This is a genomic window from Psychrobacter pygoscelis, assembly GCF_004335015.1.
In the GTDB taxonomy this organism is placed as follows: domain Bacteria; phylum Pseudomonadota; class Gammaproteobacteria; order Pseudomonadales; family Moraxellaceae; genus Psychrobacter; species Psychrobacter pygoscelis.
This window is the reverse complement of sequence record NZ_RQRU01000003.1, coordinates 226,451-252,004: the sequence shown is the minus strand read 5'-3', so window position 1 is coordinate 252,004 and position 25,554 is coordinate 226,451. Positions and strand designations below refer to the sequence as shown.

The following is a 25,554-nucleotide window of genomic DNA, read 5'->3' as shown; positions in this document are numbered from 1 at the left end:
GAAGACTGATACCATTGAGGTGATTATCAATGCTACGATGTTCCTAGGCTTTGTTGCTACGTGGTAGCCATCAAGCTATTTCTTTAATTCGCTACTGTCCTAAGCTTGTTATAATGCCTTGCCCTTGATTCTGCCGCGATTCATCCTCATATCCTAGCAACCTATAACATCAAAATAGCCTAAGCCAATGTCTGATTCTATCGCCAAAACTATGCCAAATACTAATACCTCTAGTGACGCCATTGATCTCGATACGGTGACACCAGTTACACAGACCAATGATATTCAAAGCGCTCAGCAGTTTGATGAGCTGCCAGTGCTCGCCAAAGACCGCCATTTTTTGAGTCGTTTGCAAAGAGAGCTGGAGCGAAAGTCTAATAAAACAAACACTAAACAGCTTCAAGATAAACAAGCACAGTTTGAAAAAGTGAAACGCCGTTCGCAGCGAGCAGTGCAAGAGCGCATGGAGAGCATTCCAGATGAGCTAGCTGCTAAGCTTAACCATGATCTACCAGTCAGTCAGCGTGCAGAGGATCTGGTTCAGGCGATTATTGATAATCAAGTCATTATTGTGGCAGGTGAGACCGGCTCAGGTAAGACGACACAGTTGCCTAAGCTGGCAATGATGGCAGGACGAGGGATTACAGGTCAGATAGGGCATACACAGCCTAGGCGATTAGCGGCGCGTAGTGTGGCGAACCGAATCGCTGAAGAGCTTGGCGAGCCATTAGGGGAGACCGTTAGCTTCAAGATTCGCTTTAATGAGCAAGGAACGGCTAAATCTGTGGTCAAGCTCATGACGGATGGTATCTTGCTAGCTGAGCTTGGGCATGATCGCTTTTTGACCCGTTATGACACCATTATTATCGATGAGGCGCACGAACGCAGCCTCAATATTGACTTTATCATGGGCTATCTCAAGCAGCTGCTGCCTAAGCGTCCAGACCTTAAAGTCATTATTACCTCAGCGACACTCGATACCGGACGCTTTAGCAGATATTTCTCGCAATATGATCCAAAAACGCGCAAGCATATACCGGCTCCGGTCATCGATGTCGAAGGGCGCAGCTATCCAGTAGAAGTGCGCTATCGACCGTTAACCGATGAGCCAGTGACCAGCTCAGATGATGATAGCTATGATGACTTTGAGGATAATTTGCCTCGAGCGGTGGTGGCGGCGGTCGAAGAGTGCTTTGAGGATGCCCATAACAAAGGTCATCCAGATCAAGCTGATATTCTGATATTTGCAGCGACTGAAGCTGAAATTCGCGAGATGCAAGATGTCTTAATCGCCCATGGTCCACGTCATACCGAAGTATTACCGCTCTTTGCCCGCCAGTCTTATGCCGAACAGCAGCGTATATTTTCGCCTTCGGGACGTGGTCGCCGTATTGTCATTGCTACCAATGTCGCTGAGACAGCTCTTACGGTACCGGGTATTCGCTACGTTATTGATTTAGGCTTTGCTCGGATATCGCGTTACTCGTATCGCTCCCGGGTTCAACGCTTACCTATTGAAGCTATCTCGCAGGCGGCTGCCAACCAGCGAAAAGGTCGCTGTGGTCGTGTGGCTCCCGGCGTTTGTATCCGCCTTTATAGCGAAGAGGACTTTGCCAGTCGGCCTGAGTTTACTGAGCCTGAAATCCTACGCACCAATCTGGCCTCTGTTATCCTGCAGATGGCAAGCTTGCGTCTTGGTGCAGTAGAAGACTTTGACTTTATCGAGCCACCTGACTCGCGCTTGGTTAAAGATGGCCGCAAGCTCCTTAGTGAGCTGAGCGCTATTACCACAAAAGATAGCAGCAATAAGCGGCCTATCGGCAAGCAAACTTTGAATGAGGTGAAGCTGACGCGAACGGGTCAAAAAATGGCCCGAATGCCAATCGATCCTCGGCTGGCGCGAATGCTCGTCGCAGGTAGCGATTTTGACTGTATGCGTGAGATGCTCATTGTGGTAGCAGCACTGGCAGTGCAAGACCCGCGTGAGCGTCCTGCGGAGAAGAGGGCGCAAGCGGATCAAAAACATGCGTTATTTCGTCAAGAAGATTCAGACTTTCTCTTTTATCTCAGTCTGTGGAAAGCAGTATTTGAAGGTAATAGCAATGGCAATAAACTCTCGGGCAATCAGTTAAAGCAATTTGCCAAAAAGCACTATTTAAGCTTTCCGCGTTTGCGTGAATGGCACAAGACTTATCGTCAGCTTGAACAGATGGTGACGGAGCTAAAGCTAACCGCTACCCAGAGTCCGTCTAAAAATCAGAGCAAAGGTAAAGCCAACCAGCAGAATAATGCTAACACTGGCCTTAACAATAACTCGAAAGTGGCTATTGATCTTATCGACAGTGAAGACGAGCAACTTCGTGCCGTCAAATACGCCAACTTGCATCGCGCGCTACTCACAGGACTGCTATCGGTCATCGCGCATAAGACGGAAAACCGTGGTGAGTATCTGGCAGCACGTCAACAAAAAGCCAAGATATTCCCTGCTAGTACAGTATTTAAGCAAGTGCCAGCTTGGGTGATGGCTTTTGAGATTGTTGAGACCTCGCAAGTCTTTATGCGTACGGTCGCAAAGATTGAGCCAGAATGGATTATATCTGCAGCGGGTGACTTACTTAAGTATCACTATTTTGAGCCACATTGGTCAAAGAAGACCGGTCATGTAAAAGCTTATGCACAGATTAGCTTATTTGGCTTAATCGTTATTGCCAAGCAGCTGACCAACTATGAGCAGATCAATCTCGAAGAGTCACGCGAGATATTCATCCGTGATGGCTTGGTCACTGGTAACCTTGGCAGGCAAGCGCCATTCCTACAGCACAATATGGATAAGATTGCCCATGTGGAGCGCATTGAAGACAAGCTACGTCGCCGCGACTTACTGGTCGATGAAGAGGCGCTGTATCAATTCTATGACCACAAAATACCTAAGCATATTGCTAGCCGAAAAGCCTTTGAGGATTGGCGCGCAGAGGTTGAGAGTACCGATAGCAAGTATCTATTCTTCACCGACGAAGATGTCCTCAAAGAGACAGCGCCAACCACCGGTGACTTCCCTGAAGTCTGGCATTTAGGCGATTTAAAATTACCACTTAAATATGTTTTTGATCCGGCTAGTGAAGATGATGGCGTGACTATTCGTGTGCCATTGGCAGCATTACCGCAGCTAGATGCGATTGAGCTGCTATGGGGTGTGCCGGGATGGCGTTTTGAGTTGGTATTACAGCTGCTGCGCTCGCTACCTAAAGACATTCGCCGCCAGATAGTACCGATCCCAGATACAGCGGATGATCTATTTGATGAATTGGAGCATACTAGCGCAAATAGCCAACAGCAGGGCTTACTTAAGCAGCTGTGCCAAGCTCTTCAGCGCCGCGGTATCGTTGGCGTCACTCCAAAAGACTTCAATCCGTCTAGTATTGATCGTTATTTGCAGCCGCAAATCTGCGTGGTTGATGATAAAAATCGCCTGATTGAAAAGGGACGTGATCTTGAGACCTTGCAGGCGCGTCATGCCAGCGAGACCAGTCAAGCGATCTCCAGTGACGCCGATCAGCATGGTATGCATACTAGCTTCCCTGAGCACTTCCGCTTTAGCAAAAACCGTCATAGTGCAGGTGTCGTTATGAAGCAATTTGCGGCGCTTGTGGCTGATGATGCTGGAGAGGCGGTGTCTATCCATCAGTTTACTGATGTCACGGCTGCCCTTAAAGCGCATCGAAAAGGCGTACTGACCCTCATTAAGAATCAGTTGGGCGCGAAGCAAAAGCAATTGACCAGCCAAGTAGATAAAGCCTTTAAGCTGGCCTTCGCGCCGCTTGGTGATATGGAAAAGCTTAAGACGATCGTCGTCGACGCTACCTTAGATGCCGCACTCGAGACGCACGGTGCTACATTTGAACATGAGGAGGTATTACCGGATAACGCAGATAAGATTGCTGAAGCTTTGGCAGAAAAGCTACCGCTGAGTGATAGCGAGTATGAGCGTACTGCTAAAACAGTACTGGAGAACTTTTTACTAGAGGGTCAGACGGTCATCAAGCTGCTAAAAAGTGTTTATACTCGCTGGCAACGTATCCGTCAGAGCCTTCTTATGTTAGATCGAGAGGTTTTTGGTGAGTCCATTGATGATATTGAAGACCAGCTAGAAGACCTACATTTGTCGGATTTTGTCTACCGCATGGATTACGAGCATTGGCAACAATATCCGCGTTATCTAGAAGCGCTAGAGATTCGTATAGAGCGCCTAGAGCATAATTTAGAGGGAGACTTAGACGCGGTCTATGACTTAGATATTCATATGGAACGTCTGGCAGGTCGAGCGGCAGATGAAAAAATTAGCGACTATCGCTGGATGGTAGAAGAGTACCGTATTCAGCTATTTGCTCAGCCGATGAAGACTAGAATAGCAGTTTCACCAAAGCGTCTGAATAAAATTTGGGAGAAGTTAAACTAAGTTTTTAAATAAATTTAACCAACATTTAAGCGGTAATTTTTGATATAGAATTGTTCAAAATTATTAAGACTACCGCTTATAATTGTTTTTGAACCACTTATCATCATTTTGTAATATTTATGTTTTATTCTTGTGTGTGAAGTTTTCAGTTAATTTTCTACTCTTCTTAACAGTTGATAACAAGGCAGTTTCTCACTGTTAATCGTTATGCAGTCTGTTGAGGGGTAGGTTTTTTAACTTTTGAGCACATTGGGTGAGGGACATGAGTATTGCGAAGCGATTCGGCAGTATCACTACGCGAATGTTAGTGATACTGACATTGGCGTTTTTGTTAATTATCTTGATGGTTAACTGGGTCATTGAGACTCAAGGTAAGCCGCGTATTGTGGCGATGACTTCTGAGGCGATCGAAGAGACGGGTAACGAAGTCATTAACAGCATCATGGCAAATATCAATCACGTCGATGGTCTCGCTAAGGCGACCAGTGCCATAAGTGGTGGGCTGCCAAAAGATAAAGATATCTATTACCAGACCATCGGCAATCTTATGAGTCAAGCCGATGCTAAGATTGTCGGCGGCGGCGTTTGGTTTGACCCTAATAGATATCAAGAGGGTCAAGAGCGTCAGTCGTTTGTCTGGATGCGTGATGGCGCCGGAGTGATGCAGCCCACCGAGAGCTATAATTCTGCCGCTATCACGCCCAATGCCTATTACCGCGACTGGTGGTACATTCCAGCGATGTATGCGCGCCATGATCACTGTGTGTGGAGTCGAGCTTACGTCGACCCCATTAGCCACTATCCGATGATGACTTGTGCTCGACCTCTTTATAACAGTCAGAATCAGGCCTTTGATGGTGTCGTATCCTTTAACCTGCTCTTAGATAACCTCGATGAAGCCATGAGCAAATGGCAAGAGAAAATCGGTGGTTATGTTTTCTTAGTAGATCTAGATAATCGCTTCTTAACCTTCCCCGATAAGTCGCTTGTGACCCAAGTAACTGCTGATAATCCTCAAGGTGAGATGATTACGGTCAGTCAGTTTGCCGAATCCAACCCTAACTTTGCACCTATTGCTAATAGTTTGGACAACCTCAATGATAAGCTGATTGAGCAGGCGCTGAGCAAAAATGAGGGTCAATTTAACCTTGCGGCAGGCAGTATTCTTAGCACCACCAATATGAACAAGATTAGTAAGCATGAGTCAAAGCTTCTGTCTGCCCTGTTGCTCCTTAATACCGATCAATCCATCAATCTGGTCGATAGTCACTTGGTGGACACCGTCGCTGTACCCAATGATAGCGTGTTAAATAAGCAGTCTACGGCTTTTGTCTTTCGCATGCCATTTACTTACTGGAAGATGGTGGTCGTCAAGCCAGATAGCGATCTGGTGAGTGTTGCTAACGCCTTGTCGGATCAGCTGGTTCGTACCATGCTCTTGGGATTCCTTCCTATTTTGCTATTAACCGCTTGGGTATTTAGAAGCTACTTTACTCGGCCACTGGGCCGAATGGCTAACGCTGTTGCCGATATGGGAGCGCTGATTGAAAAACAACAGTATCAACTTCTAGGTAACCATAAGTTACCAAAATCTAGTGTTAGTGAGATTCAAGTCATTAGTGAGAAGACCAACCAGCTTATTGACCGAATTGTCGAAAACGAAGGGGCACTGGCTGAGATAAACGTTCATCTAGAGAAAAAGGTCGTTGAGCGTACCCAGGAGCTACAAAAAGCGATGGATGAGCTTAAAGCCTCGCAAGTGCAGTTGGTACGTTCTGAGAAGATGGCGACCTTAGGTCAGATGGTCGCTGGAGTAGCACATGAGGTCAATACACCACTTGGCTACGTGCGCAGTAATATCGAGCTGGTCGGTGACAACTTAACCCGTTTTGAGGAGCTAATCGCTCATACTGAGCAGCTCTTGATGGCCTTAAAAGACCCCAATAGCTCTCAAGAGCAGATTGATGCTGCCATTGATGCTACCTTGGTGTGCTGTAAGGAAATTAAGGAAGATGAAGTCAGTGAAGACTTATCAGACTTGGTCAAAGACGGTCTATTTGGTGTCGATCAAATCTCGGAGTTGGTACTAAACCTACGCGATTTTTCGCGTATAGATGAGTCCAAAGTTAAAGACGTCGATATCAATGATTGCATCAACAGCTCCTTAGTCATGGCTCGTAACAATCTAAAGACGCTCAATGTCACGACAGAGTTGGCGGAATTACCGCCCATCAAATGCAACCCTTCACAAATCAATCAGGTACTTCTTAATCTTATCAATAACGCCGCGCAAGCGATCCCAAAAGATAAAAAGGGTGAGCTGACCATTATCTCTAAGCTGCTGGGTGACAATGAGATTAGCGTGAGTGTGATTGATAACGGTAGTGGTATAGCAGATGACGTGCTTGAGCGTATGTTTGAGCCATTCTTTACTACCAAAAAGGCCGGTGAAGGGACAGGGTTAGGTCTAGCGATTGCGACCCAGATTATGGAACAGCATGGCGGTAAGTTACAGGCGCAGTCTACTGTTGGTCAAGGCAGCAGATTTGAATTAATACTGCCAGTTCAGCATAACACCAGTAAAGATGCGGCTACAACTAAGGTTTTATTTGAAGCGTAGCGAGATAGGCGCAGCAGCTGTCATGGTACTGCACCTAAAACCTATGCTTTTATAACTTGATGTAACAAAAGGATTTACTTATGGAAAAGCCAAAAATAGCCTTTATTGATGATGAGCAGCGTATTTTACGCAGTCTAAAAATGCACTTTCGTCAGACTCATGACGTCTTTACCACGACCGATCCTGATGAGCTGGTCAGCTACGTTCGAGACAATGATGTAAAAGTGGTGATTAGCGATCAGCGTATGCCTGATAAGCAAGGTACTGAGGTGCTGCGTGAGGTCAAAGACGCTTCGCCAAATACTATCCGTATCTTGCTCACTGGCTATGCCGACTTAAATGCGGTAATCGACTCGGTGAATGAAGGGGAGATATACCGATATATCACCAAACCTTGGCAGAATGATGAGCTTAAAAGGGTCGTCAATAAGGCCACTGAGATTGCTCAGCAAACTAAAGATATCGACCACGAAGTAACTGAAGCGGTCAATACCAAGGGCAATCGCAATGTCTTGGTGTTAGACGATGATAAAGAGGTCTATCGGCAGATAAAAAATCATTTTGAGCCGAACTTTAAAGTCAGCTGGGCCAGTAACTTAGAAGAGGCGTCAGACTTATTACAGCGCAAACAATTCAGTGTGGCCATTGCCGATGTGACCCTTAATGGTGATAACATCGCACCAATTGTTTATGCCCTTAAAAACATTCAGCCTGACCTTATGGTGCTCATGCTGACTGAGTTTAAAGACGCCTATATGATTATCGACTTGATTAATAAGGGCCAGATTTATCGCTGTTTACCAAGACCGACCAACCTCACCATTATGGGTATCAGCCTCGAGCGTGCTTATCAGCACCATCAAAAGATGGTTCAGCAGCCCATCCTTGCTGCCCGTCATCATGTCGAAGAAGCGCCAGAGGTTGAAGGCTTTAACCTATCGGATAAGCTTAAAGGCTTCTTCTCTAAGCTTGGCATATCTAAGCTGGGTAAATGGCGATGGGGCAAGGAGGCTTAAGTGGATTAAAAGAGGTTAAGGATATTAACACAGGTAAATTAGATTACCAAATAGCCTAAGCAAAAATAAACTATCTAACGGTAAACAATAAAAAAGTCTCTATGGTTGATTCAATCTAAAAGGGATAAAGTGATACTAAGACTCTGAGTAATTTGAAAGGTTACAGAGTCTCTATCCCTGCCCGTATAAGGGCAGTTAGCTATAACAGTTCATAGCAGTAATGAGTCTAAATGATGCTTGTGTTGTTATCATTGTTATCGCTCTTATTATCAAGGTTATAACGGTTATGCATCGTGGTGAGACTCAGTTGCGAACTCTGCTAACCAGTTAACCACCTGAGTAACGCGAGTCTCACGATCTCCGCCAATACGTCGAAACGCTTTGCCATGCTGGGTTAACTCTTCAGCAAAGCTTGCAGTAATTTGCTCTCGCTCATGTGGAGCATCTCGCAAATCATCAGCCACCCAAGGCACATCGACTTCAGTTAATAAAATGAGATCGTAGTGATGGGCTAGGGCAGCCTCAGTAATCGCTGCAGGGCATTTACCGTAATACCAATTGGCATAGACCATTAACTCAAACAAACTAGTATCACAAAATAGATAGTCAGCGCTCTGCTGTGCTAGGCTATTCTCAAGCGCTATCTGACCTCGCGCGATAGGTAATAAATCCTCCCATTCGCACGTCTTATGCTCGTTATCCCATTTCTGCTGGAGATAGGGTCGCATAAATTCTGCTACCCACTTACAGTTGAGGTGGACAGCTAGATCCTGACAAAGGGTGGTTTTGCCGGTGCTCTCTGCGCCTAAGATTGCGACATTAATAAGGTCGCTAGGCGTTCGTTGCGTTAAGGGTTGCTGGCGAGATACCGTGGTCATTAACTTGCTGATGATAGCGTCGTTTCCATTCATAGTAAGCCCAGATTGCGATCAAGGTGAACACCACGTATTGTATTGAGGTAAACGTGTAGCCTTTATAGAAGTACATCGGTACTGATATAGCATCCGCGACGATCCACACCAGCCAGTTTTCAATTTTGCGACTGGCCATAAGATACATAGCGATCAAAAACAGCGCAGTAGTAAACATATCGGTATAGTCGACCCAAGTAAATAGGTGCAATCCAAGTACCACACCATCAAAGCTAAAGCCATTATTAATCACGGGTCTGAGATAATAGACTAAGGCCACAAAGGCAGCTGATACGACCGCTAGCGTCAGCATCATAGGGATATCGCGCTTTTGGATACACTCAATAGTGACGTCACCTGTATGCTCAATGTCTTGGTGCTTGGACCAGTTATACCAGCCATACAGGCTCATTGCGGTATAATAGGCATTGATAAGCATATCACCGAACAGTTGCCACTCCCACAGCAGGTAAACGAATAGTCCTGTACTAATAAGACCGACGGGATAGACTAAAATATTGGTCTTTCGTGCCAGTAGTACGCTGGCGATACCAAACACCACCGCAATGAGTTCAAGTCCAATAAAAAGGGGTTGGTAACTGGCGTACTGCCCAAATAACCACTCAAAAATTCCTGCCATATTCACTCCAAAATACTGCGCTGCCTATTATCAGTTGCTTATTATTATTAACTACTAACTTAGGAGAGACTAATTAAAGGGCTTATGGGTGGCCATAAGATCTATACTATGATCTCTGCTAACTTAACTATTTTGCGTTGTGACTATATACTGTCACGGGTTCTTAGCCATCAATTATATGCCAATCAGCTATCAAGATTATCGGATAAACGACTGGTTGGCGTTATTTTATTTAGGTTAGTTGCTTTACAGCGCTAATATCGCTTTTATATTAGCAGTCTAAAGCTGCCCTGAGTATTGACTAACGAATTGCCACTACCAGTTACCCAGTTGGATTTACGAGTGATATCTCTGTTATTTTCGGCCGACTATGGTATAAACCTTAGAGGGTTAAGTGGCCGTTAGCACAACGCAAATCCTCAAAACCCTATCCCTATTAGCCTAGGGCGTGGCCTTTTGAGGAATTTAACGGTGACTAATATTGATTAGGCTGAACTAAGCCCTTATTTGTATAAAAGTGAATGTTGTTAATGCTTGAATTTACAATTATTTGTAACAAGGTATTAGCAGTTACGCATTAATAGGGCATAATGAGACCGCATTTAAGTATACAACTATTCACTGAGATTTTTAATTTACTACCATACCTAGATAAGTAAGTGACTAATATAACGCTTAATTTCGTAATAAACTTATGCTAGGCCATATCAAGGAAGCATTTATGAGTATTTATATTACTGGAACAGGTTTGTTCATCCCCCCACATAGCATAAGTAATGATGAGCTGGTCGCGACCTTTAATCAGTATGTCGATAATTATAACGCGCAGCATGCTGCAGAGATTGAAGCAGAGACGATGCCCGCGCTTCAGCATTCTTCTGCCGAATTTATTGAAAAGGTCTCAGGAATTAAGTCGCGCTATGTCATGGAAAAGTCGGGCATCTTAGACCCTGAAGTCATGGCGCCTGTCATTCCAGCCCGCAAGCTTGGTGAAGAGCTGTCGGTTATGGCGGAGATGGGCGTTGCTGCGGTAAAAGATGCTCTAGAGGATGCAGGGCTGGAAGCTAATGATCTAGACGGCATTATTCTAGCGTGCTCGAACTTTCAGCGAACTTATCCGGCTGTAGCGATTGAAATTCAGAACGCTATCGGTATGGTAGGCGGTTTTGCTTATGATATGAATGTGGCTTGTAGTGCAGCGACTTTTGGACTAGCACAAGCAGCAGGCTCGATTGCTGCAGGTCTGGGTAAGCGTATCGCCGTGGTCAATGTAGAAATTACATCGGCGCATCTAAACTGGCGCAATCGGGACAGTCATTTCATCTTCGGTGATGTGGCTACAGCGACTATTATTGAAGCGCTTGAGCAGCCAAAAGGGTATAAAATCTTGGATTCAAAGCTGTTTACTCAGTTTTCAACCAACATCAAAAATGAATTTGGCTTTATGGACCGCGCCGAATATCTAGCGGCCCAAACTGAGATGTATCCAGACCTTAAAGAGCCGGTCACGGATAAGTTATTCTTACAAAATGGCCGTAAAGTATTCCGAGAAGTCTGTCCTAAGGTGTCAGAGATCATTCTTGAGCATTTACAAGAGAATAACTTGAGTGCTGAGCAGATTAAGATGATGTGGCTGCATCAAGCCAATGCCAATATGCTGGACTTAATATTGCGTACCGTCGTGGGGCGTGATGCGGATAAAGCCATCGCCCCAAGTGTCATTGATGAGTTTGCTAATACCAGCTCCGCTAGTCCAATTATTGTCTTCCATCGCTATAAAGACAAGCTAAAGTCAGGCGACTTGGGCGTTATCTGCTCATTTGGCGCTGGGTATTCTATTGGTTCGGTGCTGGTAGAGAAGGTATAGTGCCTAATGACAAGCCAGTTCGGTTATTTCTACAAAGCTGGTGGATAACGTAATACTAAAATCTAATAAAGCAAGAAAAGCCAATAAACCAAGTCACAAAAGTTGACTTGGTTTTTTTTGTCCGCTTTAGACGGATTAAAAGCGGCAAACTAATAAATGTGGTCGTTACCAAAAGGGATTTTAGCATCGGGGGCAAAGTTTGTTATAATCGCTGTCTTATTTTATTTGCCGAATAAAAGCACCCTTATGAAAGAATCTTTACGCTTACGCCTTGATCAAATGGTTGATCGCTATGAAGAAGTGACCGCTCTTTTATCAGACCCTGAAATCATTGGTGACAATGATAAATTCCGTGAACTATCAATGGAATATAGTGACTTAGGGGATATTACCGCGCTTTGGCAGCGCTACCTTAAGGCCGAAGCTGACCAAGCTGAGGCAACGGAGATGCTAAAAGAAGCTAGTGATCCTGAGATGAAAGAGATGATGCAGGAGGAGATTGATACAGCTCGTCAGGCGATTGAGGATATGGAAGAAGAACTCAACGTTATGATGTTGCCTAAAGATCCTAATGATAAAGTTCCGGCATTCTTAGAGATTCGTGCAGGTACTGGCGGTGATGAAGCCTCGATTTTCTCAGGTGATTTATTCCGTATGTATCAAAAGTACGCGCAAACCCAAGGCTGGACGGTGGAGGTATTATCTGCCAGTGATGGTGAGCATGGTGGCTATAAAGAGATCATTAGCCGAGTCTCAGGTACTGATGTATATGGTCGCTTGAAATTTGAGTCCGGCGCGCACCGTGTCCAGCGAGTGCCAGAGACTGAAAGTCAGGGGCGAGTACATACTTCTGCCTGTACGGTGGCAGTAATGCCAGAGGTAGAGATCGATGACACCGTCGATATCAATCCTGCTGATATTAGATTTGATACCTTCCGCTCAAGTGGCGCTGGTGGTCAGCATGTCAACACCACTGACTCTGCGGTACGCTTAACCCACATTCCAACAGGTATCGTCGCTGAATGTCAACAAGAGCGAAGTCAGCATAAAAACCGTGCTAAAGCCATGCAAATGCTAATATCACGTATTCAACAAGCAAAGGTTCAAGCACAAGTCGATAGCGCCGATGAGCTACGTCGTGATCTGGTCGGAAGTGGTGATCGCTCTGAGCGCATTCGAACCTATAACTTCCCACAAGGGCGCATGACCGACCACCGAATCAATCTGACACTATATAAGCTTGATTCAATTATGGAAGGTGATCTTGACGAGTTGTTAGATGCGCTGGTTCGTGAGCATCAGGCCGATCTTATGGCCAGCATCGGTGGTGATGAAGCGTAGTTAACTCTCATGTCAAATAAACTATCGCGTCAAGGTTATCGTGACTATTAACAGCGCGCCGGGAGATGGCAACTCAAAGACGGGATAAGCAGACACGCAGGAAGTCTTATAAAATTACCATATTTATAGGTTGACTGCCTTCTTGCCAGCAGACCTTCTGATGTCAGTCTTACAAAAGAATTTAAACTTATACTTAATACTAGGAAATCTTAATGTCTAAGCAAGCCAACAATCAAGACCAAAATGAGCAACCTCAAGACGCTAATGAGCTGATCGCCCAGCGCCAATCTAAGCTTGATGATATCAGCGCCTCGGGGAAACAGCCGTATCCTAATAAGTTTAAACGCACAGATTATGCCAAAGATTTACAAGTGGCATTTGATGGTATTAGTAAAGAAGAGATTGAGGAAAAAGCTGCGAATGGCGATAAGACACAAGTAAAAGTCGCTGGCCGTGTGATGCTTAACCGTGGCGCGTTTATCGTCATTCAGGATATGAGTGGTCGTATTCAGCTGTATGTCGCGCGTAAAGAGCTTGATAAAGAGACGTTAGCGACAATCAAGTCATTGGATCTTGGTGATATTGTTGGCGTTTCAGGCTATATCGGCCGTTCGGGTAAAGGTGATTTATACGTCCATATTGAAGAGTTTCATTTATTGACCAAGTCGCTACGGCCTATGCCTAATAAGTTCCATGGCTTGGCCGATGTCGAGGCTCGCTATCGCAATCGCCATCTAGACCTTATGACCAATGAAGAGAGCCGTCAGACTTTTATCATTCGTAGTCAGGTTATTAGTGGTATTCGTCAGTTTATGCTCGGTGAGCGCTTTATGGAAGTAGAGACGCCAATGATGCATCCTATTCCGGGCGGCGCGGTAGCTAGGCCATTTGTGACGCACCATAATGCGCTCGATATGCCATTGTATTTACGAATTGCGCCAGAGCTGTACCTTAAGCGCTTGGTGGTCGGTGGCTTTGATCGGGTCTTTGAGATTAACCGTAGCTTTCGAAATGAAGGCGTTTCGACGCGGCACAATCCTGAATTTACCATGATTGAGTTTTATCAAGCTTATGCCGATTATCATGACTTGATGGACTTAACTGAGCGCTTGTTCAATCAGTTAGCGACGGATATCTTAGGCAGTACTGAGCTTACCTATCAAGGAGAGAGCATTAGTCTTAAAGCGCCGTTTACCCGTCTCACTATGAAAGATGCTATTGCTAAGTATGCCGAAGGCTTTGATATGAGCCGTATTGATGACCGCGATTATCTTGCAGATTATGCTCAAAATACCTTGAAGCAGCAAGTTAAAGACGTCTTTGGTATTGGTAAGCTGCATACCATCATCTTTGAAGAGACTGCCGAGCACCAGCTTCGTCAGCCGACCTTTATTACCGACTATCCAGCAGAGACCTCACCGTTAGCTCGCCGTAATGATGACAATCCAGAGATCACCGATCGCTTTGAGCTGTTCATTGGTGGGCGTGAGATTGCAAATGGCTTTAGTGAGCTTAACGATCCGGCAGATCAGGCTGAGCGCTTCAAAGGCCAGGTGGCGGAAAAAGATGCGGGTGATGATGAAGCGATGCACTTCGACGCTGATTATATTGAAGCTCTATCTTATGGCTTACCACCAACAGCAGGTGAGGGCATTGGTATTGATCGCTTGGTGATGCTATTTACCGACTCAGCCAGTATTCGTGATGTGATTCTATTCCCGCATATGCGCCGCAAGTCAGAATAGTAACGGCATACTGTGTAGAGAGCGAGCGCAGACGGTAGCCTCTGTCTGCGTTAAGTCATCATAACACTGTATCGAAGGTGTGATATAGTTTGAGTTGGCTTTGCTGCTGGCCTTTAGTGCAGTGACTTCATAAGAATAGTTAGGACATTAAATGCAGCAGCAGGCACTCTTCAATAGATACAGATATGCCAATGGTGAATAGAAGTAGCTAGACAAGGATATTATGACCGACACTAATGGACCGTCTGGTATTGGGCAATCATTGATTCAGCGTAGCTTCTTGTCGTTATATCTGTTGCCCCAACAAGAGCAGTCAACTAAAGATGGTTCCGATAATGATGGTTTTAGTGACTATTATTTTAGTGGTTATGATTGTGTTTTTGAATTTGCCCAAGCAACGCTTTATTTACTGATAGATGAAAACGTACTAAAGACCAGTCGCTCTCAAGTCAGTGCCAGTCAAATCCGTGAGCTTAGAAAAAAGACGGCCAATCAGCAAATCAAACGTCATAATCTACTCTATCGTAAAAGCCTAAAGGCCAACGCAAGTTTGGCCGAAACTTTAAATAACTTAGAAAAACCCGTCTATTTTATTGGGCTGATTGATTTGGCAGTAGAGCAGCTGCCACCGCGATCCTACTCAATGATGCGGCAGCCAAGGCAACCTTCACAGTTCCATCAGATCAATCATCAGTATGGCAGTCAGTTTTTTTTCGAAGAGTGTGTATTAGACTTAGATGATGAGCACAGAGTATTACAAGTCTTTAGCTTACAGAGCTTTGCTAATATCGTTGAGCAGCTAGAGACACCAAGTGACCTTCAAGTCTTCTTGCAGTACCACCGCTCTAAGTTAGTGGCTCAGCAGTTCTTTCAAGATGAGACCACCTTACTTGAAGAGTTTTTGGGGTCTCCTGCATTCTATCAACGTGCGATAAACGTACAAAAGCAATTGGTCGATATCGGGCTATTAGATACCGTAGAGCCGCGCTTGCTAAAGGCGGTAGCGCCAGCGCAGTCAGCCTTTGCTCAAACCCTTAATGCTAAGCTGCGAAGTTACAGCAGGATGTGGTACAAGCTCATTAATGGCCTATCCAAACGGCTTGCCACATCAGGTGCTGCTTTGCCTATTGACCACGTTAAGATGCTTATCGGCGAGTCAATGTATACCCGCAACTGCATTATAGAAGAAGTGATGGCTTACGCTGAGTCAAGTGTAGAGTCACGGCTTCAAGGGTATGTCCGTCATCAGCATTCCTACAATGCCTTTGGTCGTCATTACATACTAGTGTTTTATGCCCAAGATAAGGCTAGCACACTTAGTGCGGAGTCGATTCAGGCTAATCACAGCGATCTATTATTTGAGGTCAATACCCAGCTTCAAGATCCGGTTATGGACGACTTATTCTTGATCGGTATAGACTTTGTGTATGATGAGACTTCTGGAAATTTTGAGGTGCTCATTGATGTCTATCATCAAAAAGGCTCAGTGTTAAATGCTGATGTCCAGCGCTTGTATGAGCAGCTAGCCACCTTAAAGGCGCAAAACTCAGAATAACCATAATCGCGGTGTCGAAGTTTATGACTGCTGCTGAATGGCTTAAGTTTTGTTGCTCCACTAATAAAAGTCAGCAGCCGCTTAATTTTATTTTGTATTAACTTTACTGTGTACCGTCTGTATCAGACCTTTAACCCCTACTAGACATAATTTGGCCTTTATTATGGTTCAGCAATACCAAGTCCTCGCCCGTAAATATCGTCCAAAGAACTTCCACGAGCTTATTGGACAAGACCACGTCTCGCAGGCGCTAATCAACGCCATCGACTATGAGCGGCTGCATCATGCCTATTTATTTACTGGCACACGTGGGGTAGGTAAGACCACTATTGCTCGTATATTATCTAAGTGTCTAAACTGTGATACCGGGGTGACCAGTACCCCATGCGGTGTTTGTGAGAACTGTGTGGCTATCGATGAAGGCCGCTTTATTGATCTTATTGAGATCGATGCTGCGTCTCGAACTAAGGTTGAGGACACCCGAGAGCTTTTAGACAATGTACCCTATGCGCCAACTCAAGGCCGCTATAAAGTCTATCTTATTGATGAAGTGCATATGCTGTCGACGCATAGCTTCAATGCCCTGTTAAAAACTTTAGAAGAGCCTCCTGCTCACGTGAAGTTCTTATTAGCGACCACTGATCCACAAAAGCTACCCATCACTATCATCTCTCGCTGTCTACAGTTCGTCTTACGTCCTCTGCCGCAAGCACTGTTGTCTGAGCATTTAGCTGATATCCTGACGAAGGAGAACGTCGCTTATTCAGAGTCTGCACTATGGCAGCTAGCCAATGCTGCCAAGGGCTCAGTGCGAGATGCGCTGTCACTTACCGACCAAGCTATCGCCTTCGGTCAAGGGGCGTTAAGCGATGATACAGTCAATAGTATGCTGGGACTTATTAATACGGCTGATCTCGTCCATTTACTAGCGAACATTTATGATAATGACCGCAGTGCTGTGGCAGCGCAAATTCAGCAAATGCGCCTTCAGATGGTCGATGCTTCAAGTATGTTTGATGGCTTGGCGGAGCTACTACATCAAATGGCGCTAGTACAGCTATTGCCAGACGTTGCACTGGGTCTTAATGAGCGTCAAGAACAGCTTATTAATGAGCTTGCCCAGCGCCTTAGTCCAGAGACTCTACAGCTATATTATGAGATTGTTATTCAAGCGCGTGAAGGCATTCGCTTAGCCAATACGCCCATGCAGTCTTTAGAGATGTGCTTGCTGCGCTTGCTAGCATTTCGTCCGCTACACGATGATGAGATAGTCGTTCATTCATCAGCGCCCATCGAAGCAGACGTAGAGCATTCAAAACCCGCTGATCAGTCACTCGCTAGTAATACTAAAGTACAGCAAGCTGTCGCCAGTTCTCAGTCAGACGCTAGTGCTAGTGTAGATTTCGCTGCTGATGTTGATACTGATTTTGCTGCTGACCAAGTGAATGAAGCCGCTGCTTCATACGCTGGGGTCAATGTAGAGCCAAGTGAGAGTATAGAACATGGGGGGAGTGCTCATAGTGATAGTTATTACTATGAAGCAGAGAGTTTAAAGCAGAGTACAGGCGATGTTGAGTCAATTCATTCTGACAATGATACGCCTCAGGTGAATAGCGAGCTAATTCATATCGCTAGTGGTAATATTGACCATATTGATAGCAACATCGATGCAGATACTAATGATAAGGTTATCGAAGATATTGATATTAGCAAAGATATTAGTAGTAACGAAGGTGCGCTGTCTGCTAAAGACAGTAATGTCGAGACCAGTAGGGCTAATATACCTAGTATGCCTAAGCAAGAGAGCTTGGGTGCGGCAAATGGGGATGCAATATTAGTCAATAACACAGAATCACAGTCTGATACCTTGAGTCATCAGGATGATTTAGCACTAAGTGATCCCCAGCTGGTTGCACAGAATGCTGAGCAGAACGTCAAACATAGCGTCAATCATGGCGCTGAACAAAACGCTAAGCAATCCATAGTTGATTCTAATTTCAACTCAAATCTAGACAAGGATTCACCAGCACCGCTGACCTCTGAAAATAATGAACTCAGTCACATAGCAGAGCAATCAGTAATTAGTAAGCCACAACCTAGCCCTCAGGCTGAAAGTCTAGTGGACGATCCTCGAAGCCTATTAAAATGTCCTCCGCAGCCACTGTCAGGTCAGTGGAGCGTAGACAAGTGGGACTATTGGCTGCAAACTGCTCGTGAACAAAAGCAATTGGATCAAGATGAATTAGCACTGGCGCGCCAAGGACTTATGACAGGCGAGTGTGATGGCGAAGCCACTTTTGTAACCGCTATCAATAGCCCCCATTTACAAGCTACCTTTACCCATCTAGTGAGTAAGATTCAGCAGCAGTTCCCCAATGCTAAAGTTGAGCTACAAGTCAATCAAAGTAGCGATAGTCCAGTCATGGTCAATACGCCAGAGATTCGGCAAAAGCAGCGCCTCGAGGAAGCTACCGCTGCTGCTACTAATAAGTTAATGCAGTCGCCAGTGATGCAGTACCTCTCAAGTCGCGGTCAAGGCCGAATGGGTAAAGTCAAAATAGTTGATATTAAGTAAACTTGATTTTATTAGTGGTTGATAAGCTAGCTATCGCCACTATAGGGCTGTATAGTTAATGTATGTGCGATAAAGAGTAGTGGATTAAGTTTTGGTAGTCTTGAGGCTACTGTTACTATTAACAAGTGCCTGCGTACCCATTACTCTCAACATCAAATCGGTTTAATTTGTATTCACTGCAGCGGCAAATACCCATTCATTAATTTATCTAACTTTCTTTATCAGTAGACCCGTACAAGATATGAACTTATAAATGAGTGACTTTGTACGAAAACTAACGATTCCCGGTGTTCATATAACAAATAGTCATTGTTAATCATTTATAATATTTTAGATAAATTACAAACTGTTTGAGTGATTAATATGCTAGATAATTTACGTGGTATGGCAGTTTTTGCTAGTGTGGTTAGCCATGGCTCTTTTAGTGGTTCCGCTCGTGAGCTGGGCATCACAACCAGTGCAGTGAGCCAACAGATTCGTTCATTAGAGAATGATCTGGGTGTGGTTTTGTTACATCGTTCTACTCGTAAGCTAAGTTTAACAGAAGCTGGTGCTAGCTTTTATGAAGCCGCCAAGGATGTGGTTAGCGCAGCGGAGCAAGGCCGAATTAAAGTAAACCAGCTTCGTGATGAGCTGGCTGGTAGTTTGCGAATTGCAACAACTCCTGAGCTTGGGGTCAATAGAATTTTGCCGGCTCTATCGACTTGGATGGCAGCGCATGATGATCTTAATATTCATTTTTTAGCCGACAATACTTATGTAGATATGATCGATGAGCGCATTGACATTGCCATTCGCATGAGTCCTAGTGTTAACGACTCTAATGTCAATAGTCATCCATTAGCAGATGTACGGCAGGTACTCGTGGCTTCACCAGACTATCTGCGGCAGTATGATAAAATAGAAAAACCCAAAGATTTGACGGCCCATCAATTGATCAGTATCGATCTAATGAAAGACCCTAATTTATTAGAACTCGTGCAGACTGAGACGAGTAAAAAGACCCGTATTAAGATGCAGTCGCGCATTCATACCAATAATATTTTTGTGGCGACTACGTTAGCTAAAGAGGGTCATGGTTTGGTACGTCTGATGGAGATGGATGCTAAAAAAGAGCTTGATTCAGGAGAGTTGGTTGAAGTACTACCAGATTATCAACTGCCAAGCTTTGTCCTGTATGCCGTTACTCTAAATCGTGAGCAACAGCCCGCTAAGATCACACGCTGTCTTGAAGTGTTGAAGAAATACTTCCATGCAGCTGCGTAAGTAGCTGGGATTCATGCTAAAAAAGCAGCCTAAATTTAGGCTGCTTTTTTTATGAGTAAGCGAAATCTTATATTATTGAAGACTCTACTACGGGTAGTACTAGGCAACACTCTGTTAGCCTTAACTTTACTTGAGATTAAGATAAGTGCTTTGGGATTAAGCTAAAATTTGAGCTGCCTTGATTGTATCAATGAGCCGCTGCGCCACTTGCTCGCTTTCACTACGAGTTAGATTTAAGGGAGGTAGCAAGCGCACGACATGAGCGCCAGTGACATTGATAATAAGTTGCTGTTGGTCGCGAGCAATCTCTACTAGCTTACTACAGTCAGTGCTTTGCGGCAGGACGATACCAATCATCATACCTTGACCACGGCTTGTGACCCCTTGACTGCCTAGCTCATCAGTGATGGACTGGCGAATAAAGTCGCCTTCACGTTCAGCATTGAGCATAATGTCACTACCAGTTAGTACCTCATAGACACTATGAACTACGCGGCTAGCCAGTGGTGTGCCGCCGTAAGTAGAGCCATGACTACCTGCGCCGAATAAGTCAGTTGCACGGCCGCTTACCATACAGGCACCGACTGGAAAACCATTGCCCAAGCCTTTGGCGGTGGTCAAGACATCAGGTTTGGCTTGACTAAATTGATAAGCGAAAGGTTTACCAGTTCGACCATTGCCTGTTTGTACTTCATCAAGCATGAATAACCAGTCATTGGCCTCACAAAGCGCCGCAACATCGTCCAAAAAGCTAAAGCCATTTTCGGCGGTATTAAGACCACCTTCACCTTGAATGGGTTCCAGAAATACCGCACAGATATCATCATGCTCACTTGCCGCTTGCTTGATTGCTGCAATATCACCGAAGGGCACGCGAATGAAGTCATCATCAAGCGTAAAGAAGCCTGCCCGCGCTTTAGGATTGGCTGTCGCCGAGACGGTCAATAGCGTTCGACCGTGAAATGACTTGTCCATTACGATCACTTTGGGGCGCTGCAAGCCTTTATTGTGCGCGAATAGGCGTGCCAGTTTCAAAGCTGCTTCATTAGCCTCAGCGCCGCTGTTGGCGAAGAACACACTGTCCATTCCAGCCGCTAGGCAAAGGGCTTCACCAGCACGCTCTTGCCAGTCTATCTCAAATAAATTACTGGTATGGACTAACGTGGCGGCTTGCTCTTGAATAGCGCGGGTCACTTCAGGGTGGCAATGGCCAAGTCCGCATACTGCAATACCTGTTAAGGCATCAAGATAAGGGGTGTTATCACTTGTAAATAACCAGCTGCCTTGCCCACGCACAAAGCTGATCGGCTGACGTGCATAGGTAGGCATGAGATAAGAGCGTGACATAAGTTATCCTTTATGATTTAGCTAATAGAAGGAGGGCTAGGTTTAACTAATTATGGGATGAGCGACTTTGTGCTGTTAGAGACGATACTTATCGCTCTAAACTCATAAATCCGTAGAAGTTTGCGATTATCGATCTGGAAAGTCTTGAGAGATATCACTTGAGAATGGACTCACCTCAGCAGGAACCTTATAGTCTTCATTGGCCCAAGCACCAAGATCGATTAGCTTACAACGCGCACTACAAAAAGGCTTGTTTGAATTGTCTTGCCAAGCAGTATGGGTCGCACAGCGCGGGCAGGGATAGGTCTTTGGCGCATCAGGTTGTAAGGTACTTTCTTCCGTTAACCCGGCTTGATTAAGCTTTGAAGCAGATTGGCTCATGATAATAGGTTTTATTAGCGGCTATGGGTGGAGTAAAGTATCATAGCATGACGGAGTAAAAACACAATTCAAAAGTTATTATGGCCTGTCAATTTGATGCTTAAGATGGCGTTTACTACGCCAAGCTAACCCATGATTGCAGATCACTATTGAACCAATAAAATAAGCTTTTATTTAGAGTCAGCAGCCCCTAGATATTATCCATTCAGTTGTATTAAAAAAGGTATGCCAATTATTATGTCGTCACTATCGCAACCAGTCATCAAACCAATATCAGATCTGACATCAATACCACTTTCACATCATCATGTTAGAGCCTTTAAGCCAGAGCAACTTAGTCCCCCTCGTGACTTTACTCAACCAGATTTTGCCCATGATAAGCGTTTAATCGTGGAGATCGGTGCCGGAAAAGGCAAACATGCATTGCAGTATGCAGCGGCCAATCCTAATGACCAGCTCATCGCTATCGAGCGCACCAAGGCCAAGTTTGATGCCTTTGCTAAGCAAGCTAGCAGTTCCAACCTTCATAACCTACTACCGATTCACGCGGATGCGATACCTTGGATTATTCATGCGCTCGCCCCTGCAAGTATTGATGGTGTCTATTTATTATACCCCAATCCTGAGCCGCACAACCCCAATCAGCAGTGGCTCAATATGCCGTTTTTTGAGTTTTTATTGTCACGCTTAAAAGGCGGTAGTGAGATCATTTTGGCCAGTAATGTTGAACCTTATATTGATCAGGCTCAGCATCGAGCGCTTGCTACTTGGTGTCTACCAACTGTTCGTGAGCAGGTTCCTAACGACAGTGCACGAACCCACTTTGAGATTAAGTATTTGGCCCGTGGTGAGCGCTGTTGGCAGCTGACTATGACTAAGCCTGAGGTATACCATACTCGATTTGATAGTTGGCTAGCGGTGTAGTAGCGCGGTTTACTTAATTCTATAAATACCATTAGTGCTTAGTGATAAAAGGCGCACATGACCTATATTCAAAGGATATTAGCAACCTTTTAAATTAGTAAGCTTCATTAAGGATAGTATTCGATGATGAATTACAATGAAAAAGCGGCTGTCTTTGGGAGGCAATCATTAGCCAGTACCATTAATGAGTTTAACTGGGTCACTGCGACTGATGCCTTACCTAAGCAGTCTGGAAGTTATGTGCTGGTATTGCACTTAGATGATGATAAGTTGATTCAAGTTGGTAAGTTAGGCGGGTTAGACTGTCGAGCAGGTAGCTATTATTATGTGGGTAGCGCTATGGGGCCAGGGGGACTGGCTAGCCGAGTAGGGCGTCACTTTAGGAATACTAAAGATAAAAAACTTCGCTGGCACATAGATTATTTAAGAGCGCAGATGAGCTTGGTCGGCTGCTGGGTGATGGTTAGTGAGGCGAGGATTGAATGTGAGATTAGTGAGCTGCTAAGTCATAACCCTAACCTGACAGTTATCAGCAAAGTCGGCAGTAGTGATTGCTCGTGTGCCGGTCATGTGTATTTTGCACCGCAATAATAGAGGAGTTGCACCTCATTACAATACTAAAAAGCCCAAGTAAAATCTTGTTCGGGGTTTTACAAAATGATTTATATAAATACTAAGATGCATAGTGTTATTTAATCTTAGGTTGGGTTATCCATTTTAGCACTACAAAATCGTCTACAGTAAGAGTTTGATTGGCAGTAGCAAAGTGAATCTCAGTATAGTTGGTTGCTAAGCTATCTTTATCATAGTAAAGATCATAACCTTTTTGCATAACTTGAGTCGCTACTGTGGCGGCGCCATTACCGGCGAACCAGACTCTACTAAATTTGAAAAAGCCAGCTTGCTTAAACTGATTTGGTCATACTCAGCTGAGCTAAAATCTTTAATCGTACTGACATGATGATTATTTAGTTTACTGGTAAAAAGGAATAAATCTGCACCTAAATCCCCAGTTATGATGGTGTTTCCACCACGGCTATTTAGGATATCATTTCTCTTTTATTAGCCTCGGTATCAATGCTAGCCAGCGGTTGAGTGTTATGGGTGTCTATAAAATTTGAGTTAATTATTCTCTTTAGTCTAGCTACAGCATCAAATAAGTAACTACCCTCTGGCATACATAGAAGTTAAAAGTGGGAAGGTTCATAATATCCCATTAAAAAAGCTACCCATGCTAAAGAATACCTCAGCGCGCAGATAATATTGATTAGTTGCTAGAGTTGAAAGAGCGAAGCTAAGGTAGCTGCTAAGAATTGAGGGCCACAGAGTTGCAGCCCCTATCTATCAAGATTATTACAAAAATAAGCAACAGCGATTGCTACTGCTGGGGTCGCGTGAGTAAGGCTAGAAGGCACAATAGGGGACTCGTTAAATAATAAAGAGTCCCTTAAAGCATGGCAGGAAATGACAGACTACTGCATAGGTGACTATTTCACTTATGCAACAATAATATAGAAGCAAACTATAGTACAGACGCCACTAATGGCCGCGCTTCTGTCCGCGCATCAAGCACAGTCAAAAATGTATAAGCACCAATAAATTTGCGACTAATGAACATAAACTCTTTGGGTGGTAAGCTAAACTCAGTAGACTGCATGGCACTACTGGCCTCTTTCATAATACGTTGATGCAGTCGACTCTTAGCCCAGCAATAGCGGTCTTGCTCGTCAATTAGCTCAGTCGCCATATCTGGATTAAGCTCAGGTAGGCTAAAAGGTTCTGTCGCAATCAAGAACACTTGAGCCATATCCTCACGGACAGATTGACTCATATTGTCCAAGAAGTCATAGCCGTGCATTGAGGCAAGCATCGCCTCATAATCGTGATAAAACCCAGCTTCCAATAAGCCTTTGGCAATGGTTAATAGGTAATCATCAAACTGCCGGATAGCACCAAAATCGAGAAGCACAACTTGATCAGGAAGGTGACTATCGTCCTGAACTCGAATCAAATAATTACCAAAATTAGGGTCGGTCTGCATCTCGCCCCAAGTAAAGATCTCTTGCAGCATAATCTCAATCGCAGCTTGACCTAATGCATTACGGCGCGACTGGCTAAGAGCTTTTAAACTAGGGTGCGTCACTGGCACCCCGTCTTCATAAGTCATGCATAGTAACCGCTCAGAGCTATAGCGGCGGATAATTTGCGGCACTATGTAGCGCGGGTCATCTTTTAGTCGCTCATAAAAGCGCTCGGTGGTATCCGCCTCAGTGCTGTAATTGACCTCTTGATAAAGCAGGTCTCTAATCTCAGAGAACCAATCGTCAAGGATACGCGTTTGCGGTACTGCATTTGTCACCTTGAGCAGGTGTTTAAAGAGACTTAAGTCTGAGTCAATAGCGTCAGCCACGCCAGGATACTGGACCTTAAGGACCACCTCTTGGCCGCTACTAATCACCTTTGCCTTATGCACTTGAGCTAATGAAGCCGTTCCAATGGGAGTGGGGTCAACGTCCAGCTCAGCGTATAAGCTACCAAGATGCGTATGCAGCGTATCTTGGATAGTAGGCCACGATAGAGTAGCGGTATTGTCGTTCAGACTTTGCAGCGCTTCGGTGATCTCAGGCGGTAAGAAATGCTCCCCATAAAGAGCCAGCATCTGACCAATTTTGACCACCGACCCCTTTAGCTTACCTAATTCTTCGGCCAGATATTGTGCTTGCTCTTGCATGAAGGCCTGATTGCGGATAGTACGTTCCTCTTTATTTAAAAATAGGCCCGACATACTATTACCCGCCCAGCGCTTGCCCAGTTGTAGCGACGTTTTTGCAATAGACAAGCGTCTGTCTAGGCGGGAGGTCTTTAGCCTATCAAGAGGGAGTTTGTTATTATCTGTCATAAAAACCTATT

General features: G+C 44.8%; 16 protein-coding genes. 11 read left to right on the top strand and 5 right to left on the bottom strand.

Features of this window, described 5'->3' with window-relative positions:
* The first annotated feature begins 187 nt into the window (after nucleotides 1-187).
* The 3 genes from hrpA to EGV92_RS09320 all read left to right on the top strand — a co-directional run bounded on the left by hrpA (nucleotide 188) and on the right by EGV92_RS09320 (nucleotide 8,092).
* Nucleotides 188-4,456, top strand: coding sequence for an ATP-dependent RNA helicase HrpA (gene hrpA / locus EGV92_RS09330; RefSeq protein WP_242678677.1), 4,269 nt, complete (start codon nucleotides 188-190; stop codon nucleotides 4,454-4,456).
* 262 nt (nucleotides 4,457-4,718) lie between these two features.
* On the top strand, nucleotides 4,719-7,076 hold the full coding sequence (locus EGV92_RS09325; protein WP_131668984.1) for a sensor histidine kinase: 2,358 nt from the start codon (nucleotides 4,719-4,721) through the stop codon (nucleotides 7,074-7,076).
* 80 nt (nucleotides 7,077-7,156) lie between these two features.
* On the top strand, nucleotides 7,157-8,092 hold the full coding sequence (locus EGV92_RS09320; RefSeq protein ID WP_131668983.1) for a response regulator: 936 nt from the start codon (nucleotides 7,157-7,159) through the stop codon (nucleotides 8,090-8,092).
* Between the two features lie 284 nt (nucleotides 8,093-8,376).
* Here the strand turns inward: EGV92_RS09320 and EGV92_RS09315 are convergent, their stop codons facing one another.
* Nucleotides 8,377-8,970 (bottom strand): AAA family ATPase, encoded by a 594-nt coding sequence (locus EGV92_RS09315; protein ID WP_131668982.1) that lies wholly within the window; start codon nucleotides 8,968-8,970, stop codon nucleotides 8,377-8,379.
* Entirely contained in the window at nucleotides 8,924-9,643 is a 720-nt protein-coding gene (gene pnuC / locus EGV92_RS09310) for a nicotinamide riboside transporter PnuC (RefSeq protein WP_131668981.1), read from the bottom strand. The genes EGV92_RS09315 and pnuC overlap by 47 nt, the downstream gene beginning before the upstream one ends.
* A 721-nt stretch (nucleotides 9,644-10,364) precedes the next feature.
* On the opposite strand from pnuC, the gene EGV92_RS09305 reads away from it, so the two are divergent.
* From EGV92_RS09305 to EGV92_RS09280, 6 genes are all read left to right on the top strand, one after another.
* Nucleotides 10,365-11,510, top strand: a complete 1,146-nt coding sequence (locus EGV92_RS09305; RefSeq protein WP_131668980.1) for a beta-ketoacyl-ACP synthase III — start codon at nucleotides 10,365-10,367, stop codon at nucleotides 11,508-11,510.
* Between the two features lie 246 nt (nucleotides 11,511-11,756).
* Nucleotides 11,757-12,851 carry a peptide chain release factor 1 gene (gene prfA / locus EGV92_RS09300; protein ID WP_131668979.1) on the top strand — a complete coding sequence of 365 codons (1,095 nt, stop codon included), beginning with the start codon at nucleotides 11,757-11,759 and terminating at the stop codon, nucleotides 12,849-12,851.
* A gap of 212 nt (nucleotides 12,852-13,063) precedes the next feature.
* Nucleotides 13,064-14,596 (top strand): lysine--tRNA ligase, encoded by a 1,533-nt coding sequence (gene lysS, locus EGV92_RS09295; protein ID WP_131668978.1) that lies wholly within the window; start codon nucleotides 13,064-13,066, stop codon nucleotides 14,594-14,596.
* Between the two features lie 223 nt (nucleotides 14,597-14,819).
* The gene (locus EGV92_RS09290; RefSeq protein ID WP_131668977.1) at nucleotides 14,820-16,151 is read left to right on the top strand and encodes a hypothetical protein; all 1,332 of its coding nucleotides are present in this window, start codon (nucleotides 14,820-14,822) and stop codon (nucleotides 16,149-16,151) included.
* 163 nt (nucleotides 16,152-16,314) lie between these two features.
* A complete protein-coding gene (gene dnaX / locus EGV92_RS09285) occupies nucleotides 16,315-18,726 on the top strand; it encodes a DNA polymerase III subunit gamma/tau (protein WP_131668976.1) in 2,412 nt (803 codons plus the stop codon).
* 363 nt (nucleotides 18,727-19,089) lie between these two features.
* Nucleotides 19,090-19,992, top strand: a complete 903-nt coding sequence (locus tag EGV92_RS09280; protein WP_131668975.1) for a LysR family transcriptional regulator — start codon at nucleotides 19,090-19,092, stop codon at nucleotides 19,990-19,992.
* 156 nt (nucleotides 19,993-20,148) lie between these two features.
* Here EGV92_RS09280 and EGV92_RS09275 read toward each other — a convergent pair whose 3' ends face one another.
* Nucleotides 20,149-21,339 (bottom strand): aspartate aminotransferase family protein, encoded by a 1,191-nt coding sequence (locus EGV92_RS09275; protein WP_131668974.1) that lies wholly within the window; start codon nucleotides 21,337-21,339, stop codon nucleotides 20,149-20,151.
* A gap of 126 nt (nucleotides 21,340-21,465) precedes the next feature.
* A complete protein-coding gene (locus EGV92_RS09270) occupies nucleotides 21,466-21,720 on the bottom strand; it encodes a DNA gyrase inhibitor YacG (RefSeq protein WP_131668973.1) in 255 nt (84 codons plus the stop codon).
* A gap of 237 nt (nucleotides 21,721-21,957) precedes the next feature.
* Here EGV92_RS09270 and trmB point away from each other — a divergent pair, with 237 nt between their 5' ends.
* On the top strand, nucleotides 21,958-22,644 hold the full coding sequence (trmB, locus tag EGV92_RS09265) for a tRNA (guanine(46)-N(7))-methyltransferase TrmB (protein WP_242678676.1): 687 nt from the start codon (nucleotides 21,958-21,960) through the stop codon (nucleotides 22,642-22,644).
* Nucleotides 22,645-22,767: 123 nt separating this feature from the next.
* Nucleotides 22,768-23,235 (top strand): GIY-YIG nuclease family protein, encoded by a 468-nt coding sequence (locus EGV92_RS09260; RefSeq protein WP_131668971.1) that lies wholly within the window; start codon nucleotides 22,768-22,770, stop codon nucleotides 23,233-23,235.
* A gap of 931 nt (nucleotides 23,236-24,166) precedes the next feature.
* Here the strand turns inward: EGV92_RS09260 and EGV92_RS09255 are convergent.
* On the bottom strand, nucleotides 24,167-25,543 hold the full coding sequence (locus EGV92_RS09255; protein WP_131668970.1) for an ABC1 kinase family protein: 1,377 nt from the start codon (nucleotides 25,541-25,543) through the stop codon (nucleotides 24,167-24,169).
* Nucleotides 25,544-25,554 lie beyond the last annotated feature (11 nt).